At 68.6% G+C, this 21,466-nt stretch carries 20 protein-coding genes and 2 tRNA genes; 5 read left to right on the forward strand and 17 right to left on the reverse strand.

Features of this window, described 5'->3' with window-relative positions:
* Positions 1-17: 17 nt before the first annotated feature.
* The 5 genes from ACHAA3_RS03570 to ACHAA3_RS03590 all read right to left on the reverse strand — a co-directional run bounded on the left by ACHAA3_RS03570 (position 18) and on the right by ACHAA3_RS03590 (position 3,914).
* Positions 18-443: a Rho termination factor N-terminal domain-containing protein gene (locus ACHAA3_RS03570; RefSeq protein ID WP_435707572.1), complete on the reverse strand. Its 426-nt coding sequence runs from the start codon at positions 441-443 to the stop codon at positions 18-20.
* Positions 444-513: 70 nt separating this feature from the next.
* On the reverse strand, positions 514-1,302 hold the full coding sequence (locus ACHAA3_RS03575) for a hypothetical protein (RefSeq protein WP_435707573.1): 789 nt from the start codon (positions 1,300-1,302) through the stop codon (positions 514-516).
* Positions 1,299-1,835, reverse strand: a complete 537-nt coding sequence (locus ACHAA3_RS03580) for an RNA polymerase sigma factor (RefSeq protein WP_435707574.1) — start codon at positions 1,833-1,835, stop codon at positions 1,299-1,301. The genes ACHAA3_RS03575 and ACHAA3_RS03580 overlap by 4 nt, the downstream gene beginning before the upstream one ends.
* A gap of 175 nt (positions 1,836-2,010) precedes the next feature.
* Positions 2,011-2,472: a methylated-DNA--[protein]-cysteine S-methyltransferase gene (locus ACHAA3_RS03585; RefSeq protein ID WP_435707575.1), complete on the reverse strand. Its 462-nt coding sequence runs from the start codon at positions 2,470-2,472 to the stop codon at positions 2,011-2,013.
* Positions 2,469-3,914 carry an AlkA N-terminal domain-containing protein gene (locus ACHAA3_RS03590; RefSeq protein WP_435707576.1) on the reverse strand — a complete coding sequence of 482 codons (1,446 nt, stop codon included), beginning with the start codon at positions 3,912-3,914 and terminating at the stop codon, positions 2,469-2,471. Before ACHAA3_RS03590 ends, ACHAA3_RS03585 begins: the two co-directional genes overlap by 4 nt.
* A gap of 238 nt (positions 3,915-4,152) precedes the next feature.
* On the opposite strand from ACHAA3_RS03590, the gene helR reads away from it, so the two are divergent.
* A complete protein-coding gene (helR, locus tag ACHAA3_RS03595; protein ID WP_435707577.1) occupies positions 4,153-6,369 on the forward strand; it encodes an RNA polymerase recycling motor ATPase HelR in 2,217 nt (738 codons plus the stop codon).
* A 35-nt stretch (positions 6,370-6,404) separates the two neighbouring features.
* Here the strand turns inward: helR and ACHAA3_RS03600 are convergent.
* The 4 genes from ACHAA3_RS03600 to ACHAA3_RS03615 form a co-directional block, all read right to left on the reverse strand.
* Positions 6,405-6,477, reverse strand: a tRNA-Glu gene (locus ACHAA3_RS03600).
* 52 nt (positions 6,478-6,529) lie between these two features.
* A tRNA-Gln gene (locus tag ACHAA3_RS03605) sits at positions 6,530-6,601 on the reverse strand.
* 91 nt (positions 6,602-6,692) lie between these two features.
* Positions 6,693-8,183 (reverse strand): glutamate--tRNA ligase, encoded by a 1,491-nt coding sequence (gene gltX, locus ACHAA3_RS03610; RefSeq protein ID WP_435707578.1) that lies wholly within the window; start codon positions 8,181-8,183, stop codon positions 6,693-6,695.
* Positions 8,176-8,988 carry a fumarylacetoacetate hydrolase family protein gene (locus tag ACHAA3_RS03615; RefSeq protein ID WP_435707579.1) on the reverse strand — a complete coding sequence of 271 codons (813 nt, stop codon included), beginning with the start codon at positions 8,986-8,988 and terminating at the stop codon, positions 8,176-8,178. Before ACHAA3_RS03615 ends, gltX begins: the two co-directional genes overlap by 8 nt.
* A gap of 94 nt (positions 8,989-9,082) precedes the next feature.
* Here ACHAA3_RS03615 and ACHAA3_RS03620 point away from each other — a divergent pair, with 94 nt between their 5' ends.
* Positions 9,083-9,877, forward strand: coding sequence for a spermidine synthase (locus ACHAA3_RS03620; RefSeq protein ID WP_435708208.1), 795 nt, complete (start codon positions 9,083-9,085; stop codon positions 9,875-9,877).
* Here the strand turns inward: ACHAA3_RS03620 and ACHAA3_RS03625 are convergent.
* Entirely contained in the window at positions 9,860-11,500 is a 1,641-nt protein-coding gene (locus ACHAA3_RS03625) for an MFS transporter (RefSeq protein WP_435707580.1), read from the reverse strand. The two genes, ACHAA3_RS03620 and ACHAA3_RS03625, sit on opposite strands and share 18 nt — an antisense overlap.
* 111 nt (positions 11,501-11,611) lie before the next feature.
* Here ACHAA3_RS03625 and ACHAA3_RS03630 point away from each other — a divergent pair, with 111 nt between their 5' ends.
* The gene (locus tag ACHAA3_RS03630; protein WP_435707581.1) at positions 11,612-12,490 is read left to right on the forward strand and encodes a MarR family winged helix-turn-helix transcriptional regulator; all 879 of its coding nucleotides are present in this window, start codon (positions 11,612-11,614) and stop codon (positions 12,488-12,490) included.
* Positions 12,491-12,495: 5 nt separating this feature from the next.
* Here the strand turns inward: ACHAA3_RS03630 and ACHAA3_RS03635 are convergent, their stop codons facing one another.
* Positions 12,496-13,344: an NAD(P)/FAD-dependent oxidoreductase gene (locus ACHAA3_RS03635; RefSeq protein ID WP_435707582.1), complete on the reverse strand. Its 849-nt coding sequence runs from the start codon at positions 13,342-13,344 to the stop codon at positions 12,496-12,498.
* 56 nt (positions 13,345-13,400) lie between these two features.
* Between ACHAA3_RS03635 and ACHAA3_RS03640 the strand changes: the two genes are divergently transcribed.
* Positions 13,401-13,820 (forward strand): MerR family transcriptional regulator, encoded by a 420-nt coding sequence (locus tag ACHAA3_RS03640; RefSeq protein ID WP_435707583.1) that lies wholly within the window; start codon positions 13,401-13,403, stop codon positions 13,818-13,820.
* A gap of 21 nt (positions 13,821-13,841) precedes the next feature.
* Here the strand turns inward: ACHAA3_RS03640 and ACHAA3_RS03645 are convergent, their stop codons facing one another.
* Genes ACHAA3_RS03645 through ACHAA3_RS03665 form a run of 5 tightly spaced genes read right to left on the reverse strand, consistent with a single transcriptional unit; the run spans position 13,842 to position 18,440 of the window.
* On the reverse strand, positions 13,842-14,291 hold the full coding sequence (locus ACHAA3_RS03645; RefSeq protein ID WP_435707584.1) for a hypothetical protein: 450 nt from the start codon (positions 14,289-14,291) through the stop codon (positions 13,842-13,844).
* Positions 14,284-15,057, reverse strand: coding sequence for an isoprenyl transferase (locus tag ACHAA3_RS03650; RefSeq protein WP_435707585.1), 774 nt, complete (start codon positions 15,055-15,057; stop codon positions 14,284-14,286). Before ACHAA3_RS03650 ends, ACHAA3_RS03645 begins: the two co-directional genes overlap by 8 nt.
* On the reverse strand, positions 15,054-15,782 hold the full coding sequence (gene recO / locus ACHAA3_RS03655; RefSeq protein ID WP_435707586.1) for a DNA repair protein RecO: 729 nt from the start codon (positions 15,780-15,782) through the stop codon (positions 15,054-15,056). The genes ACHAA3_RS03650 and recO overlap by 4 nt, the downstream gene beginning before the upstream one ends.
* A 49-nt stretch (positions 15,783-15,831) precedes the next feature.
* On the reverse strand, positions 15,832-17,352 hold the full coding sequence (gene amaB / locus ACHAA3_RS03660) for an L-piperidine-6-carboxylate dehydrogenase (RefSeq protein WP_435707587.1): 1,521 nt from the start codon (positions 17,350-17,352) through the stop codon (positions 15,832-15,834).
* 5 nt (positions 17,353-17,357) lie between these two features.
* The gene (locus tag ACHAA3_RS03665; protein WP_435707588.1) at positions 17,358-18,440 is read right to left on the reverse strand and encodes a saccharopine dehydrogenase C-terminal domain-containing protein; all 1,083 of its coding nucleotides are present in this window, start codon (positions 18,438-18,440) and stop codon (positions 17,358-17,360) included.
* Positions 18,441-18,532: 92 nt separating this feature from the next.
* Here ACHAA3_RS03665 and ACHAA3_RS03670 point away from each other — a divergent pair, with 92 nt between their 5' ends.
* Positions 18,533-19,468 carry a LysR family transcriptional regulator gene (locus ACHAA3_RS03670; protein ID WP_435707589.1) on the forward strand — a complete coding sequence of 312 codons (936 nt, stop codon included), beginning with the start codon at positions 18,533-18,535 and terminating at the stop codon, positions 19,466-19,468.
* 19 nt (positions 19,469-19,487) lie between these two features.
* On the opposite strand, the gene leuA is transcribed toward ACHAA3_RS03670, so the two are convergent.
* Positions 19,488-21,218 carry a 2-isopropylmalate synthase gene (leuA, locus tag ACHAA3_RS03675; protein ID WP_435707590.1) on the reverse strand — a complete coding sequence of 577 codons (1,731 nt, stop codon included), beginning with the start codon at positions 21,216-21,218 and terminating at the stop codon, positions 19,488-19,490.
* Between the last annotated feature and the right edge of the window lie 248 nt (positions 21,219-21,466).

Here is a 21,466-nt window from a genome sequence, read left to right on the forward strand (position 1 = left end):
GATCAACACCCAGGAATTCAGTTGAGCGCGGCGAGCAGCTGCGCCTTGGTCATCCGCGAGTAGCCGGCCACCTCGCGCTTCTTGGCCACGGCCCGCAGATCGACCACGGTCCACGAGGAGTCGGGCCCCACGACGAGTGGACTCTCGGTCTCGATCTCGCTCTCAGCCTCGGCTTCTGCCTCGGGCGCGTGATCGAGGATCGTGCTGACCGCCGACTCGGTCGCGGTCTCGGCCCGCTCTCGAGCGTTCATGATCTCCTTGCGCGCCCGCTTCTCGACCTTGCGCACGGCCTTGACCGCCTTCTTGCGCTGCTGGTCGACCGCACCGGCGAGCTCATCGCGCTCCTTCTCGAGACGACGGACCTGCTTGCTGAGCTTCTTGATCTGGGTCGAGAGGTCGTCGATCAGGACGTCCTTCTTGGACCGATCCGATTTCTTGGCCATGTGGGCTCCTAGGGTTGGAGACCACATCATGGCGCATCCAGGTGAACGCGCCATCGTGTCGAACCGTGGCTCAGCTGCTCACCTGAGGGAGATCGGCTGCGCGGACGGTGGTGCCGTCGTCCGCGACGATGCGCACGGAGGCGACGTCCTCGCGCATGATGGCGGCATTCATCGAGCAGTTGATCTGCACCTCCGACCCCAGGAACGAGCCGGCATCGATGGTCGATCCGCGCTCGTCGACGAACAGGACGTCATAGGTCCGACCCGTCTCGAGACCATCGACGGTCAACATGGCCTCGGTGCCCCACGTGTGCGCCACGACCGAGCCATCGACCTGGCCCGCACCCTCGGAGGCGAAGCTGATGTCCTCGGCGGCTCCGAGGGTTCCGGGCTCCCCCGACACGATCGAGGAGTGATCGACGACCCGCTCGATCCCGAGGGCCCCTCCTGCACCGGCCACCACCAGAGCCGCGGCAGCAGCGACTCCGCGCCACGGCAGGGATCGGCCCGTCGGGGATCGTCGGGTCGAGGGGCTCGCCTCGCGCCGGGTCGTCGCGCGACGACCGGTCGAGCGGTGTCCGGCCCGTGGCCGAATCCCGGACGCGGGCACGGGCACTGGCGCCGCGTCGGCGTCCGCGATGGCGGCGATCGCCGCATCGAGATCCGGCGACGCGGCGACCTCGGCCCAGTGGTCGAGGTCGTCGACGCGAGAGACCACGTCCTGCATCTGTTCGATCTCGGTGCGCACGGACAGGTCGTGCGTCATGAGCGCATCCAGCTCGCGCTGCTCGTCATCGCTGATATCGCCGGTGACTGCACCGATGATCAGGTGTTCGCGTCGTTCGAGTGCCGCCATCATGACCTGTCCTTTCTTCCCTCGTGGTCTGCTTCGTCGTGCTGTGCCCCGTCCAGGATGTCGCGCAAGGCTCTCAATCCGTGGAACATCCTGGTCCGCAGGGTGGCGACCGGTACCCCGTCGCGCTCGCTGAGCTGTTCGTAGCTGAACCCCTCGAGCCGGACCGCCACCACGACCCGGCGATGCAGCTCGCTGACCTGGGCCAACGCCCAGACCAGCGTCACGTGGTCGTCGACCTGACCCACGGTGGTGGGCGCGGCCACGTCCTGGCCCGCATCGGCGACGATGCGCACCGGACGCCTGGCTCGGGCCCGGAGGTGGTCGGTGATGACGTTGCGGGTGATGGCGAACAACCACGTGCGGGTCGAGGCCTGCTGCGGGTCGAACCGCTCACGCGCCTGCCAGGCCTTGGTGAAGGCCTCCTGGACGCACTCCTCGGCCATGCCGCGATCCCCGGTGGCGTTGATCGCGAAGCCCAGGAGGTCACGGCCATGCTCGGCGTAGGCAGCGCGCACGTCGAAGCCGACATCGGCCATCCTCGTGGTCCTCCTGTCACCGCGTGCGTGTGTCGTCACGGTATCTGAGACGAGCATCATTCTCGGCTCGGAGGTGGGCATGGCACTCATGACAGGATCTACGCCGGGAGTTGGCTCCGCGTTCACCGTGCCGATGTGATCTGCACCGCCTCAACCGGACGCGATCGTCGGGTCGCTAGAACAGTCCTGCTGTCTCGAGATCGAGCAGGGTGCGTTTGCGATCGATACCACCGGCGTATCCGGTCAGGGTGCCGTTGGACCCGATGACCCGGTGGCACGGCACGACGATCGGAATCGGGTTCGATCCGTTGGCCGATCCCACGGCGCGCGAGACGGTCGTGTCATAGCCCAGCTGGCGAGCGATCTGTCCGTAGGTCGCGGTCTGACCGTAGGCGATGGTGTTCAGCGCGGACCACACCTTGAGCTGGAACTCCGAGCCGTCGCGAGCCAGGGGGAGATCGAAGGTCGTGCGATCACCGTCGAAGTACTCGGTCAGCTGTCGCTGAGCACGATCCAGGAGAGGATCGGAGACCGGGCGGCCCACGGCCTCGGCGTCGAAGTCGATCGCGGTGATCAGGTCGGCGGAGGCGCGGATACGCAGCCCACCGATCGGCGAATCCATCCAGCGTGAGGTCATCGGGGATTCCTTTCGAGCGCGCCGCTGGCGCGCCACAGGTGCATGCCGGCGTAGGAGCGCCATGGGCTCCACCGCTCGGCCTGGTCGGGGGTGATGTTCTGCTTCTCCATCTCGCGGCGGAGCACGAGATCGGTGGTCAGCAGGATGTCCGGGTGCGCCAGGGCTCGCATGAGCACGTAGTCGGCCGTCCACGGGCCGATCCCTCGCATGGCGAGCAGCTGGGCGCGCGTGGCGTCGCGATCGACACCTGGGTGCAGGTCCAGCGAGCCGTCCGCGACCGCCCCGGCGAGGGAGATGATCGAGGCGGCGCGACCACGTGGCATGCCCAGATCGCCGGGGCCGGCCTGCGCGAAGGCGTCGGGTTCGGGAAAGGCATGGGTCAGACCGAACTCCGTGGCGATCCCGAAGTCGATCGGTGTGCCGCGCAGGGGGATCTGCCGACCCAGCACGGTGTTCGCCCCGGCGACCGAGACCTGCTGCCCGACGATGGTGCGCACCGCCACCTCGAAGCCGTCGACGTGCGACGGCACTCGTAAACCCGGGGTCGCGGCCACTGACGGAGCCAGCACCGGATCCGCGGCCAGCACCGTGTCGATCGCGACAGGATCGGCGTCGAGATCGAGCATGCGGCGAGCACGGTTGATGGCGACGGAGACATCACGGAAGTCGGCCAGCTCGAGCACGGCGTCGACGCGGTCGTCGTGCAGCGTCAGCGCCATCGCGCCGAGGCCGTGCGGCAGTCGCAGCGAACGGGCATAGGTGCGATCGCGGACCGTCTCGACGCCCGGAAGCACGTGTGCGGCCAGGAAGTCCAGCAGCGGGTCGACGGCGAAGGGCTGGCGCACGGGCAACCGGACCGCGACCCGGCCGGTGGGGGCGCCTCGACGTCTGCCCCGCATCTGTGTCGGTGTGAGGGCGTAGGACTGGCGGATCGAGTCGTTGAACTGTCGCACCGAGGAGAAGCCCGCCGAGAACGCGATGTCGGTCATCGTCAGATCGGTGGTCTCGATCAGGATCCGGGCGACCTGAGCCCGACGGCTGCGCGCCAGCGCGAGCGGCCCTGCACCGAGCTCGGAGGTGATCATGCGCTGCAGGTGCCGCTGGCTGTACCCCAGTCGGCTGGCAAGACCGTCCACTCCTTCACGCTCGACCACACCGTCGTCGATCAGTCGCATGGCCCGTCCGACGGCGTCGGCGCGCACATTCCACTGAGGCGAGCCCGGCGTGGTGTCCGGACGACAGCGGCGGCAGGCACGAAATCCGGCGTCCTCCGCCGATGCGGCCGAGGCGTGGAACGACACATTCTGCGGCTTGGGCGTCACGGCCGAGCACGAGGGACGACAGTAGATCCCCGTGGTGCGTACCGCCGTGTAGAAGACCCCGTCGAAGCGGGCATCGCGCGACTGGACGGCGCGATAGCAACGGTCGTGATCGGAGTGCATGGGTCCATCATGGCGCGCCGCACCGCACTGTTCTAGCGGAAATCGGACGTGCAGAGCTCACGGTGTCCGGCCCCGGACGCACAAACGCCCGGACCGAGGCCCGGGCCGTGATGCAGAACGTGCAGGTGTTGCCCTCTCCTTCACCAAGGTATAGCGCACCAGGGGGCTTGCCGCAAGCCCCCTGGTGTGCCCGAAAATCGTCAACCGGACCCCCACCCATCCTCCCCAGGAGCCTCGCATGACAGCAGATTCACCCCACGTGAACCGACTCGGCACCAGCGCATTCGATCTTCCCGACCGGCTCGCCGCCAAGACCGATCCGGCACTCATCGCCGACGACGAGGAACACTTCGCAGCCGTCGCGCGAAGTCTTCGACAGTCGATCGTCGAGGTGTCCGAGCGGCTCGACGCCGCGCTCAGGGCACCGGTCGATCCGGGGCAGGCAGCGATGGACCGCGATGACGAGGTCCGGCGCCTGACCACCCGGCGACGCCTGCTGCAACGATTCGGGCTCGACGCCTGTCTCGGACGCATGGTGGGCACGACGACCGTCTACGTGGGACGGCTCGGACTGACCGACAGTCATGGGCACCGACTCATGGTCGACTGGCGCTCCCCCGCGGCCGAACCGTTCTTCGGGGCGACGCATGCCGATCCGATGGGGCTCACCAGTCGCCGCAGGTACCGCTGGGCTGCTCGACGGGGCACCGAGACTCAGGTGAGCGACTACTGGGACGAGGTGTTCACCCCTGGTGGGCTCGACGGCCGCGCCTCGCTCGACGACCAGTCGGCCTTCATCGCCAGTCTCGGTCAGAACCGCTCCGCCCAGATGCGCGATGTGCTCGGCACGATCGCGGCCGATCAGGACGCCATCATCCGCGCCGGTTCACGCGGTTCCCTCGTGGTCGACGGCGGCCCGGGCACCGGCAAGACCGTCGTGGCCCTGCACCGCTCCGCCTACCTGCTCTACGCCGACACCCATGTCGGGCACCACCGAGGTGGTGTGCTCGTCGTCGGTCCGCACCAGCCCTATCTGGCGTATGTCGGCGACGTCCTGCCGAGCCTGGGTGAGGACGGGGTGCAGACCTGCACCCTCCGCGACCTGACAACCGAGGGTGCCACGGCCGCCCACGACCCAGATCCCCGCGTGGCGGCCCTCAAGTCATCGGTCGACCTGGTGCGCTCGGTCGAACAAGCGGTGACTTTCTGGGAAGAACCTCCGAAGGCGGCGATGGTCGTCCAGACCGGCTGGGCAGACCTGCCGTTGAACCCCGGTGACTGGGCCGAAGCCTTCGCAGCCGTCGACCCGGGGACTCCACACAACGAGGGCCGCGAGCAGATCTGGGAGGCGCTGCTGACGATCCTGACCGACGCCCATGACGGCGACGAATCAGCTGCGGTGGTGCGTCGAGCCCTGGAGCAGAACGCCGACCTGCACCGTGCCCTGCACCGGGCGTGGCCGATGATCGAGGCGACCGACCTGATCTCCGACCTGTGGTCGACACCTGCCTACCTGCGCCTGTGCGCTCCGTGGCTCACTCCCGACGAGGTCGGCTCACTGCGGCGCGACGAGGGTGCACCGTGGACCACGGCAGACCTCCCCCTCCTCGACGCGGCCCGGCGACGACTCGGAGACTCCGGAGCGTCGACGCGTGAACGTCGCAACGAGGCCCACGTCGAGCTCGAGCGTGAGCAGCACGATCGAGTGATCGAGGACCTGCTCGCCGCCGACGTCGATCGCGAGGAGGCCGTGACCGGATTCTTCTGGGGCCCGGACGCCGGTGACATGAGGGACACCCTGATCGACGAATCCGGACTGAGCACGGCGACCCCCGACGCGCTCGCAGGTCCCTTCTCGCACGTCGTCGTCGACGAGGCCCAGGAGCTCACCGACGCCGAGTGGCAGATGCTGCTGTCGCGCTGCCCGTCGCGCAGCTTCACGATCGTCGGCGACCGCGCCCAGGCCCGCCACGGCTTCACCGAGTCCTGGCACGAGCGCCTCACCCGGGTGGGACTCGATCGCATCACGCTGGCACCGCTGAGCATCAACTACCGCACGCCCACCGAGGTGATGGCCGAGGCCGAGCCCGTGATCCGCGCGGCGATCCCCGACGCCAACGTGCCCACCTCGATCCGGATCTCCGGCGTGCCGGTGGTCCACGGATCGATCGACGATCTTCCCTCGCTCCTCGACACGTGGCAGACCGAGCATCCAGAAGCAATCGCGTGTGTCGTCGGCGCCCCCTGGTTCGCGGCGACCGACCGGGTCCGGTCGCTGACCGCCGAGCTGTCGAAGGGGCTGGAGTTCGACCTCGTCGTCCTCGTGGAGGACACCTCGCACGCCGATGGCATCGAAGGCGTCGTCGACCGCTACGTCGCGATGACCCGGGCCACCCAGCAGCTGGTCATCCTCACGGGTCCCGTGTTCTGCGGCCGGAACGACGAGACCCCCTGACCTGCTCGCGCAGTTCAGGGGGTCTGACGTGTCTGTAGCCCCGACGGGATTCGAACCCGCGCTACCGCCTTGAGAGGGCGGCGTGCTAGGCCGCTACACAACGGGGCCCTAGCTGTCTTGCAACCGGATGCAGTCTACCAAGAGAGGCGACTGATCATCGCTGGGGTACCAGGACTCGAACCTAGAACGACGGTACCAGAAACCGCTGTGTTGCCAATTACACCATACCCCACAGGCTTCGGGACGAGCCCGAACCGAAACGTCACTCTACCCGACCAGTACCGCCGGTCCCAAACCGGCCGGCCGCTGGGGCCAGCGGCGTCTCAGGTCAGGACGGCGTCGAGGCGCGCGATGGTGAGCTCGTGGCCCAGCAGCTCCAGCGACTCGAACAGCGGCGGGGAGATGCGACTTCCCGTCACCGCAACGCGAACCGGCCCGAAGGCGAGCCGCGGCTTGAGCCCGAGGTCGTCGACCAGGGCGGACCTCAGGGCACCCTCGATGCTCGCGGTCGTCCACTCGTGCGTGTGAGCGACCTCGAGCGCGTCGCGTGCAGCACGCACGACCTCCAGGCCCTTGTCGTCGAGCTGCTTGGCTCGGTCGGTCGCATCGATCACGAAATCGTCGTCGGTCACGAACAGGAAGCGCAACATGTCGACGGCCTCGGTGAGCCGGTTCATCCGCTCGTGCACCAGGGGTGTGCCCGCCAGCAGGGTGGCCAGCTGGTCGGACGTCGGATCGTCGGCCATCAGGCCGGCTGCCTGGAAGTACGGCACGAGCCGCTGCTGCAGGTCCGTGGTCTCGAGCATGCGGATGTGGTCGGCGTTGATCGCCTCGCACTTCTTGAGGTCGAAGCGCGCCGGGTTGGGGTTGACGCTCTCGATCTCGAACGCCTCGACCATCTCGGCCAGCGTGAAGACGTCTCGGTCGCCGGAGATCGACCAGCCGAGGAGCGCCATGTAGTTGAGCAGCCCCTCGGGCAGGAAGCCCTGCGGCTGGTAGTCCAGCAGGTTCGACTCCGGATCGCGTTTGGACAGCTTGGCGTTGCCCGCACCCATCACGAAGGGCAGGTGGCCGAACTCGGGGGTGAATCCCCCGCCGACACCGATCTGCGCAAAGGCCTCGTACAGGGCGATCTGGCGCGGTGTCGAGCTCAGCAGGTCCTCACCGCGCAGCACGTGGGTGATGCCCATCATCGCGTCGTCGGTGGGGTTGGTCAGGGTGTACAGCGGCTGGCCGTTGGCGCGCACGATGACGAAGTCCTGCACGTTCTCGGCGCCGAAGGTGATCTCGCCGCGCACCAGGTCGGTGAAGGTCCAGTCCTTGGCCGGCATCGTGAACCGGATGACCGGCTCGCGGCCCTCGGCCTCGAACGCGGCCTGCTGCTCGGACGTGAGATCACGGTGCAGCCCGTCGTACCCGCTCGGGCGGCCCTCGGCCCTCGCCGCCGTGCGCCGCTCCTCGAGCTCTTCGGCGGAGTCGTACGCCTTGTAGGCCAGGCCGGCGTCCACCAGCTTCTGGGCGACGTCGGCATAGATGTCCATGCGCTCGCTCTGCCGGTACGGTCCGTGCGGGCCGCCGACCTCGATTCCCTCGTCCCAGTCCAGACCGAGCCACCGCATCACGTCGATCAGCAGCTGGTAGGAGTCCTCGGAGTCACGCGAGGCGTCGGTGTCCTCGATGCGGAACACGAACTTTCCACCGTGATGGCGGGCGAAGGCCCAGCTGAACAACGCGGTGCGGGCCATGCCCACGTGCGGGTTGCCGGTCGGCGACGGGCAGAACCGGGCCACGACGGGACGGATGGGCTCAGTCATGAGCAGAAACCACCTGGTTGGTCAGGGTGCCGAGTCCGTCGATGCTCACGCTGACCGAATCGCCCACCTCCATGGGGCCGACACCCTCGGGGGTGCCGGTGAGGATGACGTCGCCGGGCAGCAGTGTCATGAACGACGACACGTAGGCGATGATGTCGGGGACGGTGAACACCATGTCGGACGTACGCCCGTCCTGCTTGGTCTCGCCCGCCTGTCCCCCGCTGTCGAGCCCCCCGCTGCTGAGGACGGTGCGCACGCGCACGTCGGCGGGGTCGAAGTCGGTCTCGATCCACGGGCCGAGCGGGCAGAACGTGTCGAATCCCTTGGCCCGGGCCCACTGGCCGTCGGTGGCCTGCAGGTCGCGCGCCGTGACGTCGTTGCCGATCGTGTAGCCGAGAATGACGCGGTTGGCGTCCTCGGCCGACACGTCACGGCAGATGCGCCCGATGACGACCGCCAGCTCGCCCTCGAAGTGCACGTCGTTGCTCTGGTCGGGATAGAAGATCGGCTCGCCCGGCCCGATCACCGAGGTGTTGGGCTTGAGGAAGATCAACGGCTCGACCGGAACCTCGCCCCCCATCTCGGCCGCGTGCTTGGCGTAGTTGCGCCCCACGCACACCACCTTGCTCCGCGGGATCACCGGCGCCAGCAGACGCACGTCGGCCAGCGGGGTCTTCTGTCCCGTCAGCTCGATCCCCGCGTACAGCGGGTCGCCCTTCAGGTGAGCAATGGTCTGGACTCCGTTGTCGTCACCGATGACACCGAACTGGGGGTCGTCCTCACCCGCAAATCTCGCAATACGCACAGAGGTCACCCTATCGGCCGCACCGTAGGGTGAGCGCGTGAGTCAGACCCCGGGCATCTCAGGGCAGAACGAGTCCGGAGCGGAGCCTGCGCCGGTGACGATCGTCCGCGACGGCACGGGCTACACCGTGAAGGTCGGCGGTAACGACCAGTCGTTCGTCGACCTCGACGATCCGTATCACCTGATGTTCGACTACCTGGACCGGATGGCCACCGTCATCACGCTGCTCGCGCCGGCCGGCGAGCGGATGCGCTTCGTGCACATCGGCGGCGCTGCCATGAGCCTGCCGCGGTTCGTGGCCGCCAGCCGGCCGACCTCACCGCAGATCGTGCTCGAACCGGCCGAGCACCTCACCGCCCTCGTCCGCGAGGAGCTGCCCCTGCCAAGACGCAGCGGCATCAAGGTCCGGCCCCTCGACGGGCGCACCGGGTTGGCCGCAATGCGTGACGACCACGCTGACGTGATCGTGCTCGATGCCTTCGACGGACCACAGGTTCCAGCTGGCGTGGTCACCGCGGAGTTCTTCGCCGAGGTCGGGCGCGTCCTCGCTCACGACGGGACCCTGCTGGTCAACCTCGGGGACCGCGCGCCCTTCGCGTGGAGCCGCCGGGTGCTCGCAGGACTGCGCGAGGTGCTTCCCGCGATCATGCTCGGCGGCGAGGCCGCGACGCTGAAGGGCCGGCGCCACGGCAACGTGCTGGTCGTGGCGAGCCGCGCGAACCTGCCGGTGGCCGAGCTCACCCGAGCCGTGGCCGGGTCGCCGTTTCCCTACACGGTGCTGGCCCCGGTCGAGGCGGCGCAGCGATTCGCCGGCGGCGCTCCGTTCACCGACGCCGACAGCGAACCGTCGCCAGTTCCGGAGCGCGGATCCTCAGCCCACTTCGGTTGAGGGCACCACGTCGTCCGATGCGGCCACCGGCGGTTCCCCGTGAGCCACGAAGTCCTTCTGCCGGATCAGGGCCAGACACGCCACACCTGAGACGAAGGCGATGACCGCGCCGATTCCGACGATGTGGTTCAGGGCGTCGACCACGCCGGCCGTACCGACCTGGGCGACCAGGTCGAACGCCTGTTGCCCGGCAGCTGCTCCCCCGGACTGCTCGGCCGCCCGTTGCGCCCCGAGTGCCGCAGAACTGACCTGCCCTCCGGACAGCGCCGTGGTCAGGCCGTCGAGCGCCTCCGGCGGGACCTTGCCACTCAGCCCGGGCTGAACCGCATCGCTGACCTGTCGGGCGAAGATCGACCCCAGTGCCGCGATCCCCGTGGCGATGCCCACCTGTCGGAAGGTGGAGTTCGCGCCGCTGGCCATGCCGGCACGAGACGGCTCGACCACGCCCACCGCCGTCGAGGCCAGGGGCGGGTTGATCATGCCGATGGCGACACCGGAGACCAGTAGACCGGGAATCAGGTGCGTCCACACGGAGTCCGGCTCGATGCCGGTCAGCAGCAGCAGGCCGACACCGAGCACCAGGAAGCCGGGGCCGATCAGCCACTTGGTCGGCACCTTCTCGGTGAGTCGGCCGGCGATGACGGCGGCGACGAAGGAGGCACCCGACAGGAACAGGAATCGCACGCCCGTCTGGACCGCGGAGTAGTCGAGGACGTTCTGGACGTAGATGACCAGGTACGCCAGGAGGGAGAAGATCGACGCCGAGACACCGAAGGCGGCGATGAGTCCGCCGGTGAAGGTCGGTTTGCGCAGGAGGCCGAGATCGAACATCGGGTCACCCTGACGCACCTGGCTGATGACGAACACCGTCATCAGCACGACCGACGCCACCAGGGAGGCCACCACGAGTGGGTCGCCCCAGCTGCGCTGCCCCGCCTCGATGAGACCGAACACCAGCGCAGCGAGCGAGGTGCTGAACGTCGCGAAGCCGATCCAGTCGGGGCTCCCGGCCCGGGGATCCTGCGACTCCTGGACCCGCGTGCCGGCCACGGCGAGCGCCACCAGGCAGACGGGGATGTTGACGAAGAAGATCCAGCGCCAGGACAGTCCGCTGGTCAGTGCGCCACCCAGCACGGGGCCGAGGGCCACAGCCACCCCTGTGGTGGCACCGAAGGCACCGAAGGCGATGCCGCGCTCACGGCCGGTGTAGGCACTGGCGAGCAGTGCCAGCGCAGTGGCGAACATGGCTGCGCCACCCACACCCTGCAGCACCCGAGCGAGGCACAGGAAGACGACGCTCTGGGCGAGTCCGCAGGCGACCGAACCGGTCGTGAAGATCACCACGCCGATCAGGAAGACGCGACGTCGGCCATACAGGTCGGCCAGCGATCCGGCGGTCAGCAGCAGCGCGGCCAGGCTGAGGGCGTAGGCGTCGATGACCCACTGCAGCCCAGCCAGCGAGGCACCCAGATCGGTCTGGATGTCGGGCAGCGCGACGTTCACGATCGTCACGTCGAGCAGAAGCATGAACACGCCGGTGCAGACCGCGGCGAGGGTCCACCACTGCGAGCCCGAGGCCGGTGGTTCTACGGCGTGGGGGTGCGGTGCGGCGGAGTGACTCACGGGTGATCCTTCGACGGTTCGAGAATCGTCAAGGAGTTAACGATTACATGAGTTACGATACTCGGAGTCGAAGGATCGTCAAGTCATTAATGATTCGATGGAGGATGAACAGTGGGTGACGCATGCGCCAGTCGCGAGTTGCTCCCGGCCCTGCAGCAGGTACCCGGCCACCTGTTCTGGCGTGCCGCAGCACGGGTCACCGAGGCTCTCGGCGAAGAACTGCCCTCCGCCGTGGACATCCACACCTACGCCGCCCTGCTCGCCCTGGCCGGCGGCGTGACCCGCTCCCAGCAGGCGATCGCCGAGATGATCAGCGTCAGCCCCACCACCATGACGCGAGTCGCCGGCGACCTGGCCGACCAAGGACTCGCGCAACGGGTGCGCAACCCCGAGGACCGCCGCTCCTACGCCCTGACCCGGACCCTCGAGGGGGCGAACGCGGCGCGTCGGTGGCGACGGCACGTCGAGGACGCGGAGGGCGCGGTCACCGCGGGCTTCACGAATGTCGAGCGCGCGGACTTCCGGACCCTGCTGCTGACCCTGGCTCGCGACGGGCTCTCCGCCGACACCCCTGACCCGTTGTTGGTGAGCATCCCGTTCCTCATCCCCCGCATCCACGCCGCCCTGCACCCCACCGTGCTCGCCACCCTGGAGCCGGTCGGCATCGAACCTCGACACTTCGCCACGCTCACGGGACTGCGGTCGACGGGCCCGATCTCGCAGGCCGACCTGGCGCGGGTGCTTGGCGTCAGCCATCCCGCGGTCGTGCAGATCGTCGACGGCCTCGAGCTGCGCGGCCTGCTCGAGCGCCGACGTCTCCCCACCGATCGCCGCACCCAGATGCTGCACCTGACCGCGGCCGCCGAACCCGCCCTGGACCAGGCCGGCGGTCTCGTCGCCGCTGCTGGCCAGACCCTGCTGGCGGGGTTCTCACCGTCACAGCGAGCGCAGCTGCTCGACCTGCTGCGCCGCCTCGTCACGGCTCCCTGACCACCTCAGAGCGTCGCCATCGCCTGCTCGCGGACGCAGGTGGAGGCGGCCATGAGTCCGGCGGCCGCCGCGCCCGCCAGCGTCGGCATCGGTCCCGGAAGGTCGCCGTGGTGCGCCAGGTCTCCTGCGGCGTAGATCCCGGGCACGCTGGTCCGGCCGAAGATGTCGATCTCGATGCACCCGGACGCGTGCATCGAGAGCCCGAGCTGCTCGGCGAAGGGAGCTGACTGCTCGAAATCGGCGCGCACGAAGATGCCTGCCAGCTCCAGCGGTTCGGCCTGCGGGACCTGGACACGCAGCCCGCCCTCGATGCGTTCGATGCTGGTGACCTCGGGCAGCTCGATCGACTCGGCCACGACGGGCTCGAGCATCGCCGCGATGGCCGAAGCATGGTCCCCCATGCCGAGCAGCCCGACCCGACGGCCCGCGAACTCGTGGCCGTGGCAGAACGGACAGTTGGCCGCCTCCACGCCCCACACCTCGACGAGACCGGGGATGTCGGGAAGCTGGTCGCGCAGACCGGTGGCCAGGACCACCGCACGGGTCGCGAGCTCCTCGTCGCCGATCGTCACCGTGAAGGCCCCACCGTCGGATGCCTGGCCGACGAGGGACACGGCGTCGGCCCTGGCCCGGCGCACCTCGACCGTGTCGTACGCCGCGATGTCACGCAGGCCGCGCTCCCGGATCTCCGCCGGGGGCAGTCCGTCGAGGGTGAGGAAGTTGTGAGCGTGCTCGACCGTGCCGTTGCGGTACTCGCCGGAGTCCAGCAGCAGCGTCCGCCGGTGCATGCGGCCGAGGGTGAGCGCGGCCTGCAGACCGGCCGGTCCACCGCCGATGATGATCGCGTCGTACATGGTGTTCTCCTTCAGGTTGACTTGAACTGAAGGCCAGTCTGTGAGTTCATGTTGACATGAAGTCAAGCCCATTCACGATCGGAGATGTCGCGGCGCGATTCGGCCTGGCCACGCACGTGCTGCGCCACTGGGAGGATGCGGGGCTGCTCGATCCCGACCGCGATGCCGCGGAACGACGTCTCTACCGCGACGACGACCTCGTCCGGGTCGCGGTGATCCTGCGCAGCAAGGCCGCCGGCATGACGCTCGAGCAGATCGCGGTGCTGCTCGACGAGCAGGCGCCGTCGCGCCATCGGGTGCTCCAGGACCACATCGCCGACCTGGACCGACGGATGATCGAGATGCAGCGATCTCGCGAGATGACCGAGCACGCCCTGCGCTGCCGCTCGCACGACATCACCGAGTGCCATCGATTTCGTTCCCTGGTCGCCGACGTCGTGGCCGGGACAGGGACGTGGGCCGTTCCGGAGATCTGACCTTCCCGCGTCGCGCGCAGGTCAGGTGAGTCGAGCGAGGACAGACCGCTCGAGCACCGCGCCGGGCTGGCCTGGATCCTCGACCTCGTCACGCAGGACCCGCTCGAGGCCTTCGGGGACATCGATCGAGTCGGCCGACACGACGAACAGCAGTCCGGCCGGCGCCACCTGCTCGACCGCCGGCGCTGCGTCGATGGCCACCACCAGGTCGAAGCGGCGGCGCCACGGCTCGGGCAGCGCGGCAGGATCGCCCGCGACGTGGTGCACGTGCACGGCCTGCTCGGCGGCCCCGGCCGAGACGTCGTCGGCGTGCAGGACGAACACCTCGTAACCCAGGGTCGCGAGATGGATGCCCTCCGCGGTCGCGCCCTCGAGGACGAGGGCCAGCAGGCCGGTTCCGTCGACGCCGGCGCTGGTGGTCCAGTCGGTCAGGAGCCGCCGGGGCGACTGCCGCTTGATCCTGTCAGGCACTGCCATACCTCCGATTGCGCTCGGCGTAGATCTCGATGGCCTGCCAGAGTGCGCGCCGGTCGACATCGGGCCAGGCGATGTCGGTGAACACCATCTCGGCGTAGGCGGACTGCCACGGCAGGAAGTTGCTGGTGCGCTGCTCGCCCGAGGTCCGCCAGAACAGGTCGACGTCGGCCATGTCGGGTTCGTCGAGATAGCGCGCGAAGACCTTCTCGGTGACCTTGTCGGGATGGACGCGGCCAGCCGCGACATCACGGGCCAAGGCAGCCGCGGCGTCGGCGATCTCGGCCCGACCCCCGTAGTTGACGCACATCGTGAGGGTGCAGACCGTGTTGTGCTGGGTCAGCTCCTCGGCCGCTTCGAGCTCGCGGATCACCGAGCGCCACAGGCGAGGGCGTCGCCCCGCCCAGCGCACCCGCACACCGAGCTCGTGCATCTGGTCGCGGCGACGACGGATGACATCGCGGTTGAAGCCCATCAGGAACCGGACCTCATCGGGTGAGCGCTTCCAGTTCTCGGTGCTGAAGGCGTACGCCGAGACGGCCGTGACACCCACCTCGATGGCGCCTTCGACGACGTCGAACAGGGCCGCCTCGCCCATCTCGTGGCCCGCCGTGCGCGGCAGTCCCCGCTGCTTGGCCCAGCGGCCATTGCCGTCCATGACGATCGCGACATGCCCCGGAACCTGGTCAGGCGGCAGGTTCGGCGCCATGACGCCCGAGGGATGGGGCGTGGGAGAACGGGGGGTGTGGGGAGCTCGGGTCATCGATCGACGTGACTCAGCGATCGGAGGCCGTGCTCGAGATGCCACGACAGGTAGGCCGCGACGATCGATCCGGCCTCACGACGGGACCGGTCGTCGGCGGTCTCGACGACGGGCCAGTTGCCGGCCAGCAGCGCGGCCAGCAACGTCACGGTGATCGGCGACGGGATCGCAGATCCGGGCATGCGGTCGGCATCGCACAGCATGCCGCCCGAGGCGGCGTGGAAGTGCCGGTGCGGACCTGTCACACCGCAGCGGGCGCATGCGTCGAAGGTCGGCGCGTATCCGGAGATCGACAGCGCCCGCAGCTGGTAGGAGTCGAGGATGATGCTGGGCGGCTGGCGTCGTCCGGCCAGAGCACGCAGGGCCCCGACGAGCAGCTGCAGCTGCTGCACCGCCGGCTCACCGTCCTCCTGCACGAGCCGCTCGGCCGTCTCGAGCATCGCCGTGCCGGCGGTGTAGGCCGGGTAGTCCGATCCGAGATCCTTGGCGAAGGCGTCGATCGTCTCGACCTGCGTGATGATGTCGAGGCTGCGCCCCTCGGCAAGCATGAGCTGCACGTGCATGAACGGCTCGAGCCGTGCCCCGAAGCGCGAGGTGGTCTTGCGCACACCCTTGGCCACGGCTCGCACCAGACCACGATCGCGGGTCAGCACCGTGATGATGCGGTCCGCCTCGCCCAGCTTGTGCACGCGCAGCACGACGCCGGACTCGCGGTAGAGGCTCACCCGATCAGTATGGCGTGCTTGCCCGGAGGGCGGTGGACCTCGAGCGGTCTCAGCCGAACTCGACGCCTTGCGCGAGCGGGAGCTCGGTGGAGTAGTTGATCGTGTTGGTGGTGCGACGCATGTAGTTGCGCCAGGCGTCCGAACCGGACTCGCGCCCTCCGCCGGTGTCCTTCTCGCCCCCGAAGGCGCCACCGATCTCCGCACCGGACGGACCGATGTTGACGTTGGCGATTCCGCAGTCGGACCCGACGGCCGAGCAGAAGGTCTCTGCCTCGCGGACGTCGAGGGTGAAGATCGCCGACGACAATCCCTGCGTCACGTCGTTGTGCAGCACCAGGGCCTCGTCGAGATCACGGTAGGTCAGCACGTACAGCAGCGGGGCGAACGTCTCGGTTCTCACGATGTCGGTCTGCGCCGGCATGTCGACGATCGCAGGCTTCGCGTAGAAACCACCCTCGCCGACCTCGACCTGCGCACCACCGGTGACCAGCGTGCCGCCATCGGCCTTCGCCTGCTCGATCGCAGCGCCGAATGCCGCGAGCGCCTGCTGATCGATCAGCGGTCCGACCAGAGTCGTGTCCTCCAGCGGCGAGCCGACGGGCAGGGTCTCGTAGGCAGCCTTCAGACCGGCCACGAGATCGTCCTTGATCGACTCGTGCACGATGATGCGTCGCAGCGACGTGCACCGCTGGCCTGCCGTGCCGACCGCCGAGAAGACGATGCCGCGCACCGCAAGATCCAGATCGGCCGAGGGTGCCACGATGGCGGCGTTGTTGCCGCCGAGCTCGAGCAGCGTGCGGCCGAGACGAGCGGCCACTCGGGGAGCGACCTCCCTGCCCATGCGCGTCGAGCCGGTGGCCGAGACCAATGGCACGCGCGGATCGTCGGCCAGCACCGCACCGACCGAGCGGTCACCGATGATGACCGACGACAAGGACGTGGGAGCGCCGACCCGTCGCGCCGCCTCGGCTGCAAGAGCCTGGCACGCCAGAGCCGTGAGCAGGGTCTTCTCCGACGGCTTCCACACCACGGCGTCACCGCACACGAAGGCCAGGGCCGCATTCCACGACCACACGGCCACGGGGAAGTTGAACGCCGAGATGACACCGATGACACCCAGGGGGTGCCACTGCTCCATCATGCGGTGACCGGGGCGCTCCGTGGCGATCGTGAGGCCGTGCAGCTGGCGCGACAGGCCGACGGCCAGATCGCAGATGTCGATCATCTCCTGGACCTCACCGAGGCCCTCCGAGACGATCTTGCCCGCCTCGATCGAGACCAGGGCTCCCAGGTCGTCCTTGTGCTCGCGCAGCAGCTCACCGAGCTCGCGAACCATGGCACCGCGCACCGGTGCCGGGACCGAACGCCACTGCAGGAAGGCGTCGTGCGCCTGCCCGATCTGCTCGGTGACCTGCGCCGGAGTGTGTGATCGCACCGAGCCGATGACGGCGCCGTCGATGGGCGAGACGCACGAGAGGTCCCCCTCCTGGCCGGCGACGAAGGGGTCCGTGACCCCCAGCCGCTCGAGGATGCCGCGTGTCTGGCGGGCGATGGTGGTGGTCTCGGTCATCGTGCTCACACCCTTCCCAGGGTCTCGAAGCGGGCGCCGGCGATCGTGCCGAACACCTCGGTCATGACGATGTCTTCCTGGCGGATGAATCCATGCTGCGGCAGGCGCCCGTCGGCGACCAGCTCGACGACCGCGACGATCGAGGCCGCCGTGGTCCACGAGATGGCCCGCCAGGTGGTCCCGGCGATCTCGATCGGCTTGTAGCCGCGCACGTGGTTCTCCCGGAACGGCTGACCGTTCTTGACGCCCTCGACCGCGGCGTGCAGGTAGACGATGTCGTCGTTGACCGGCGGCTTGGCATCGACCAGGATCTGCCCGACCAGATCGCGGCGATCGCGCAGGTTGAGCTCTTCGAACAGGAAGCGCATCTGCTCGAAGTGGCCGGGATAGCGCATCGTCTTGTAGTCGAGGCGTTGGACGCGACCGTCGTAGGTCTCGCACATCGTGCCCAGACCGCCCGAGGTCAACGAGGCCTCGAGCTCGATGCCGCCGATGACGACCCGTTCGGTCTCGCTCATGGCCGGCACCATCTGGCGGCGCCCGGACCGCACCACCTCACAGTCGTTGAGGTACTCGTTGACGACGCCCTCGGCCGACCAGTTGACCGCATATCCGAGCAGACCCGTGGGGTTTTGCGGCAGCGCGCCGACCTTCAGCTCGATCGAGCGGATCTCCTCGAAAGTGGCGGCGATCGAGGCGCCGACGATGCCGATGAGCCCGGGCGCGAGCCCGCACTGGGGCGCGAAGACCGTCTCACCGGACGTCCCGGCCAGCTCGATGACCCGGTTGGTCGTCGGCACGTCCTCGGTCAGGTCGAAGTAGTGGGTGCTGGCGGCCGAGGCCGCCTCGGCCACGTCGATGTTCAGGTGGAAGGGCAGGCACGACACGACGGCGTCGAAGCCGCGCAGCGACTCGCGCAGCGCCTCGGCGTCCGAGACGTCGACGGCCCTGGTCTCGATGCCGAGACCCTCGCGCGGAGCGGCGTCATGACCGACGACCTTGAAGCCCGACTCCTCCAGCAGCACGGCGACCAGCTCGCCGACCTTGCCCAGACCGAACACGGCCACCTGGTTGATGATGCGCGACACACGCTCTCCTGAATTCGCCGAAGCCTGACGACCACCACCCTGTCGACTTAAACCTCTGATCGTCCAGAGGTAAGTTTTGCTAACCTCAACTCATGGCGACCCTCACCACGTCGCATCGCGACCTTCCTGATGCCACACGACTTCGATTGTTCGTCGACGTGGCGCACCACGGGTCCATCGCCAAGGCCGCTCGCGCGCATGCGATCACCGCCTCGGCCGTGTCCCAGCAGATCAGCCTGCTGGAGCGTGAGTGCGGCGTGACGCTGCTCGAACGGCTCCCCCGCGGCGTCGCCCTGACCGCAGCGGGCGAGGTGCTGGTCGAACGCGGCCGCACCATCATCCGCATGCTGCAGGGCGCCCGCGCCGATCTGGACACCTTCGACGAACGACTGGCGGGGCGCGTCCGGATCGGGACCATCGCCTCCGCCGCCGCGTCGATCGTCCTCCCGGCCATGACCCAGCTGGCCACGCAGCACCCCAACGTCGACATGACGGTGCGCGTCGACGAGCCTCAGGCGACCTTGACCGGTCTGCAGGAGGGCCGGCTCGACATCGCCCTGATCGATGTCTACGATCACGCCCCCACTCCCATCCCCGCTCGCCTCAGCGCCGAGACCGTGTGGTCCGAACCCCTGGTGCTGATCAGCAACCGCGACCACCGGACGCCGCCGAGCCTGTCGGACCTGGCCGACGAGGTGTGGGTCATGCCGCCTCCCGACACGGCATGCGGCCAGGCGGTGCGACACGCCTGCCGCCACGCAGGATTCGAGCCGACCGTCCGGTGGCAGACCGATGACTTGCAGCTGCTGTCCAGCGTCGTGGCAGCCGGGCACGGCATCAGTCTGCTGCCCCAGCTCGCCGTCGACCGTCGCTACCCGGGCCTGCGCACCGCCCTGCCCTCGGACTCCACCCTGCGCCGAGATGTTCGGGCCGTGGTCCGGACGACCGAGCGCAACCGAGCCGTCCTGCGCGCCGTGCTCGCAGCCATGCGGCCGCGCAACGAGCAGGACGACCCGGCCACGTCCTGACCAGCAGTCCCCGGTGGCCTTACTGGGGAATCGTGATCCCGACCGCGCGGTTGGCCGCCGACACCACGGCCATCAGCGACGCCTTGACGATGTTGACGTCGATGCCCACGCCCCAGACCGTCTCGCCGCCGATCTCGGCCTCGACATAGGCCGCGGCCTTCGCGTCGCCGCCCGACGACAGGGCGTGCTCGCTGTAGTCGAGCACGCGGATGTCCGAGCCCGCCTGCCGCATGCCGTCCACGAAGGCGTCGACCGGGCCGTTGCCCTCACCGGTGAACGAGCGATCCTGCCCGCGCACGACGAGGTTCACGACCTGCTGATCACGGCCCTCGACCGAGGTGGTCGAGCTGAACGAGGTGAGCGCGTACGGGTCGACGCGATCGAGGTACTCGCGCTGGAAGGTCGACCAGATCGCCGCCGGCTCGATCTCACCGGCCTCACCCTCGGTGAGGCCCTGAACGACCTGGCTGAACTCGATCTGCAGACGACGCGGCAGGTCCAGCTGGTGGTCGGTCCGCAGGATGTAGGCGACGCCGCCCTTGCCGGACTGGCTGTTGACCCGGATCACGGCCTCGTAGGAGCGCCCCACATCCTTTGGATCTATGGGAAGATACGGAACGGCCCAGGGCTGCTGCTCGACTCGTCTGCCGTCGCGTTGCGCGGCCACTTCAAGTGCCTCGAATCCCTTCTTGATGGCGTCCTGGTGCGATCCGCTGAAGGCGGTGTAGACCAGGTCGCCGCCGTAGGGGTGCCGTTCGGGCACTGGCAGCTGGTTGCAGTACTCGACGGTGCGGCGGATCTCATCGATGTTGCTGAAGTCGATCTGCGGGTCGACACCCTGGCTGAACATGTTCAGGCCCAGCGTCACCAGGCACACGTTGCCGGTGCGCTCGCCGTTGCCGAACAGACAGCCCTCGATGCGATCGGCACCAGCCATGTAACCCAGCTCGGCCGCGGCGACCCCGGTGCCGCGGTCGTTGTGCGGGTGCAGCGACAGGACCACGCTGTCGCGCCGCGGCAGGTTGCGGTGCATCCACTCGATCGAGTCGGCGTAGATGTTGGGCACGGCCATCTCGACCGTCGCCGGCAGGTTGATGATCAACGGCCAGTCGGGCGTGGGATCGATGACCTCGATGACCTTGCTGCAGACCTCGAGTGCGTAGTCCAGCTCGGTGCCGGTGTAGGACTCCGGGGAGTACTCGTAGGAGATCCGCGTGTCGGGGGTGTGGATCTCGGCGTACTTCAGGCACAACCGTGCGCCCTGCGTGGCGATGTCGGTGATGCCGTCCTGGTCCAGACCGAACACCACCCGGCGCTGCAACGTGGAGGTCGAGTTGTAGAAGTGCACGATCGCCTGCTTGGCGCCCACCAGCGACTCGAAGGTGCGGTCGATCAGCGGTTCGCGGCACTGGGTGAGGACCTGGATGACGACGTCGTCGGGGATGTGGCCGCCGTCGATCAGCTGGCGCACGAAGTCGAAGTCGGTCTGGCTGGCACTCGGGAAACCGACCTCGATCTCCTTGTAGCCCATCTGGACCAGCAGCTGGAACATCGCGAGCTTGCGGGCCGAGGTCATGGGATCGATCAGGGCCTGGTTGCCGTCGCGCAGGTCGACCGCGCACCAACGGGGCGCCTGGGTGATCGTGGCGCCGGGCCAGCTGCGATCCGGCAGGTCAACGGGGGCGTACGGCGCGTAGCGCTCGACGCGCATGCCGCTGGGCTGTTGCGGAGTGGAGACGTAGGGGTGCATCGATACTTCCTCGGGGTGTTCGTCGGCTCAGGGTGAGTGGTGCGTGGCCGGGACGTGACGAACTCCGCGCCGAGGGGTCCGACCTAGAAGAGGACCTCGACGCGGCACAGAAGAAGCGAGCGTGTGAACCGCATGATGTGGCTAGCCTAGCAGCGGCGCACGGCTCGTTCCTCACCGCTGACGGGCTGCGCCCGCGCGCCTGCCTCGCTGCGCTCGGCCCCATAGCCGCCGCGGCCGGTGCGGTCGCG

Source organism: Aeromicrobium sp. CF3.5 (assembly GCF_051262695.1).
Taxonomy (GTDB): domain Bacteria; phylum Actinomycetota; class Actinomycetes; order Propionibacteriales; family Nocardioidaceae; genus Aeromicrobium.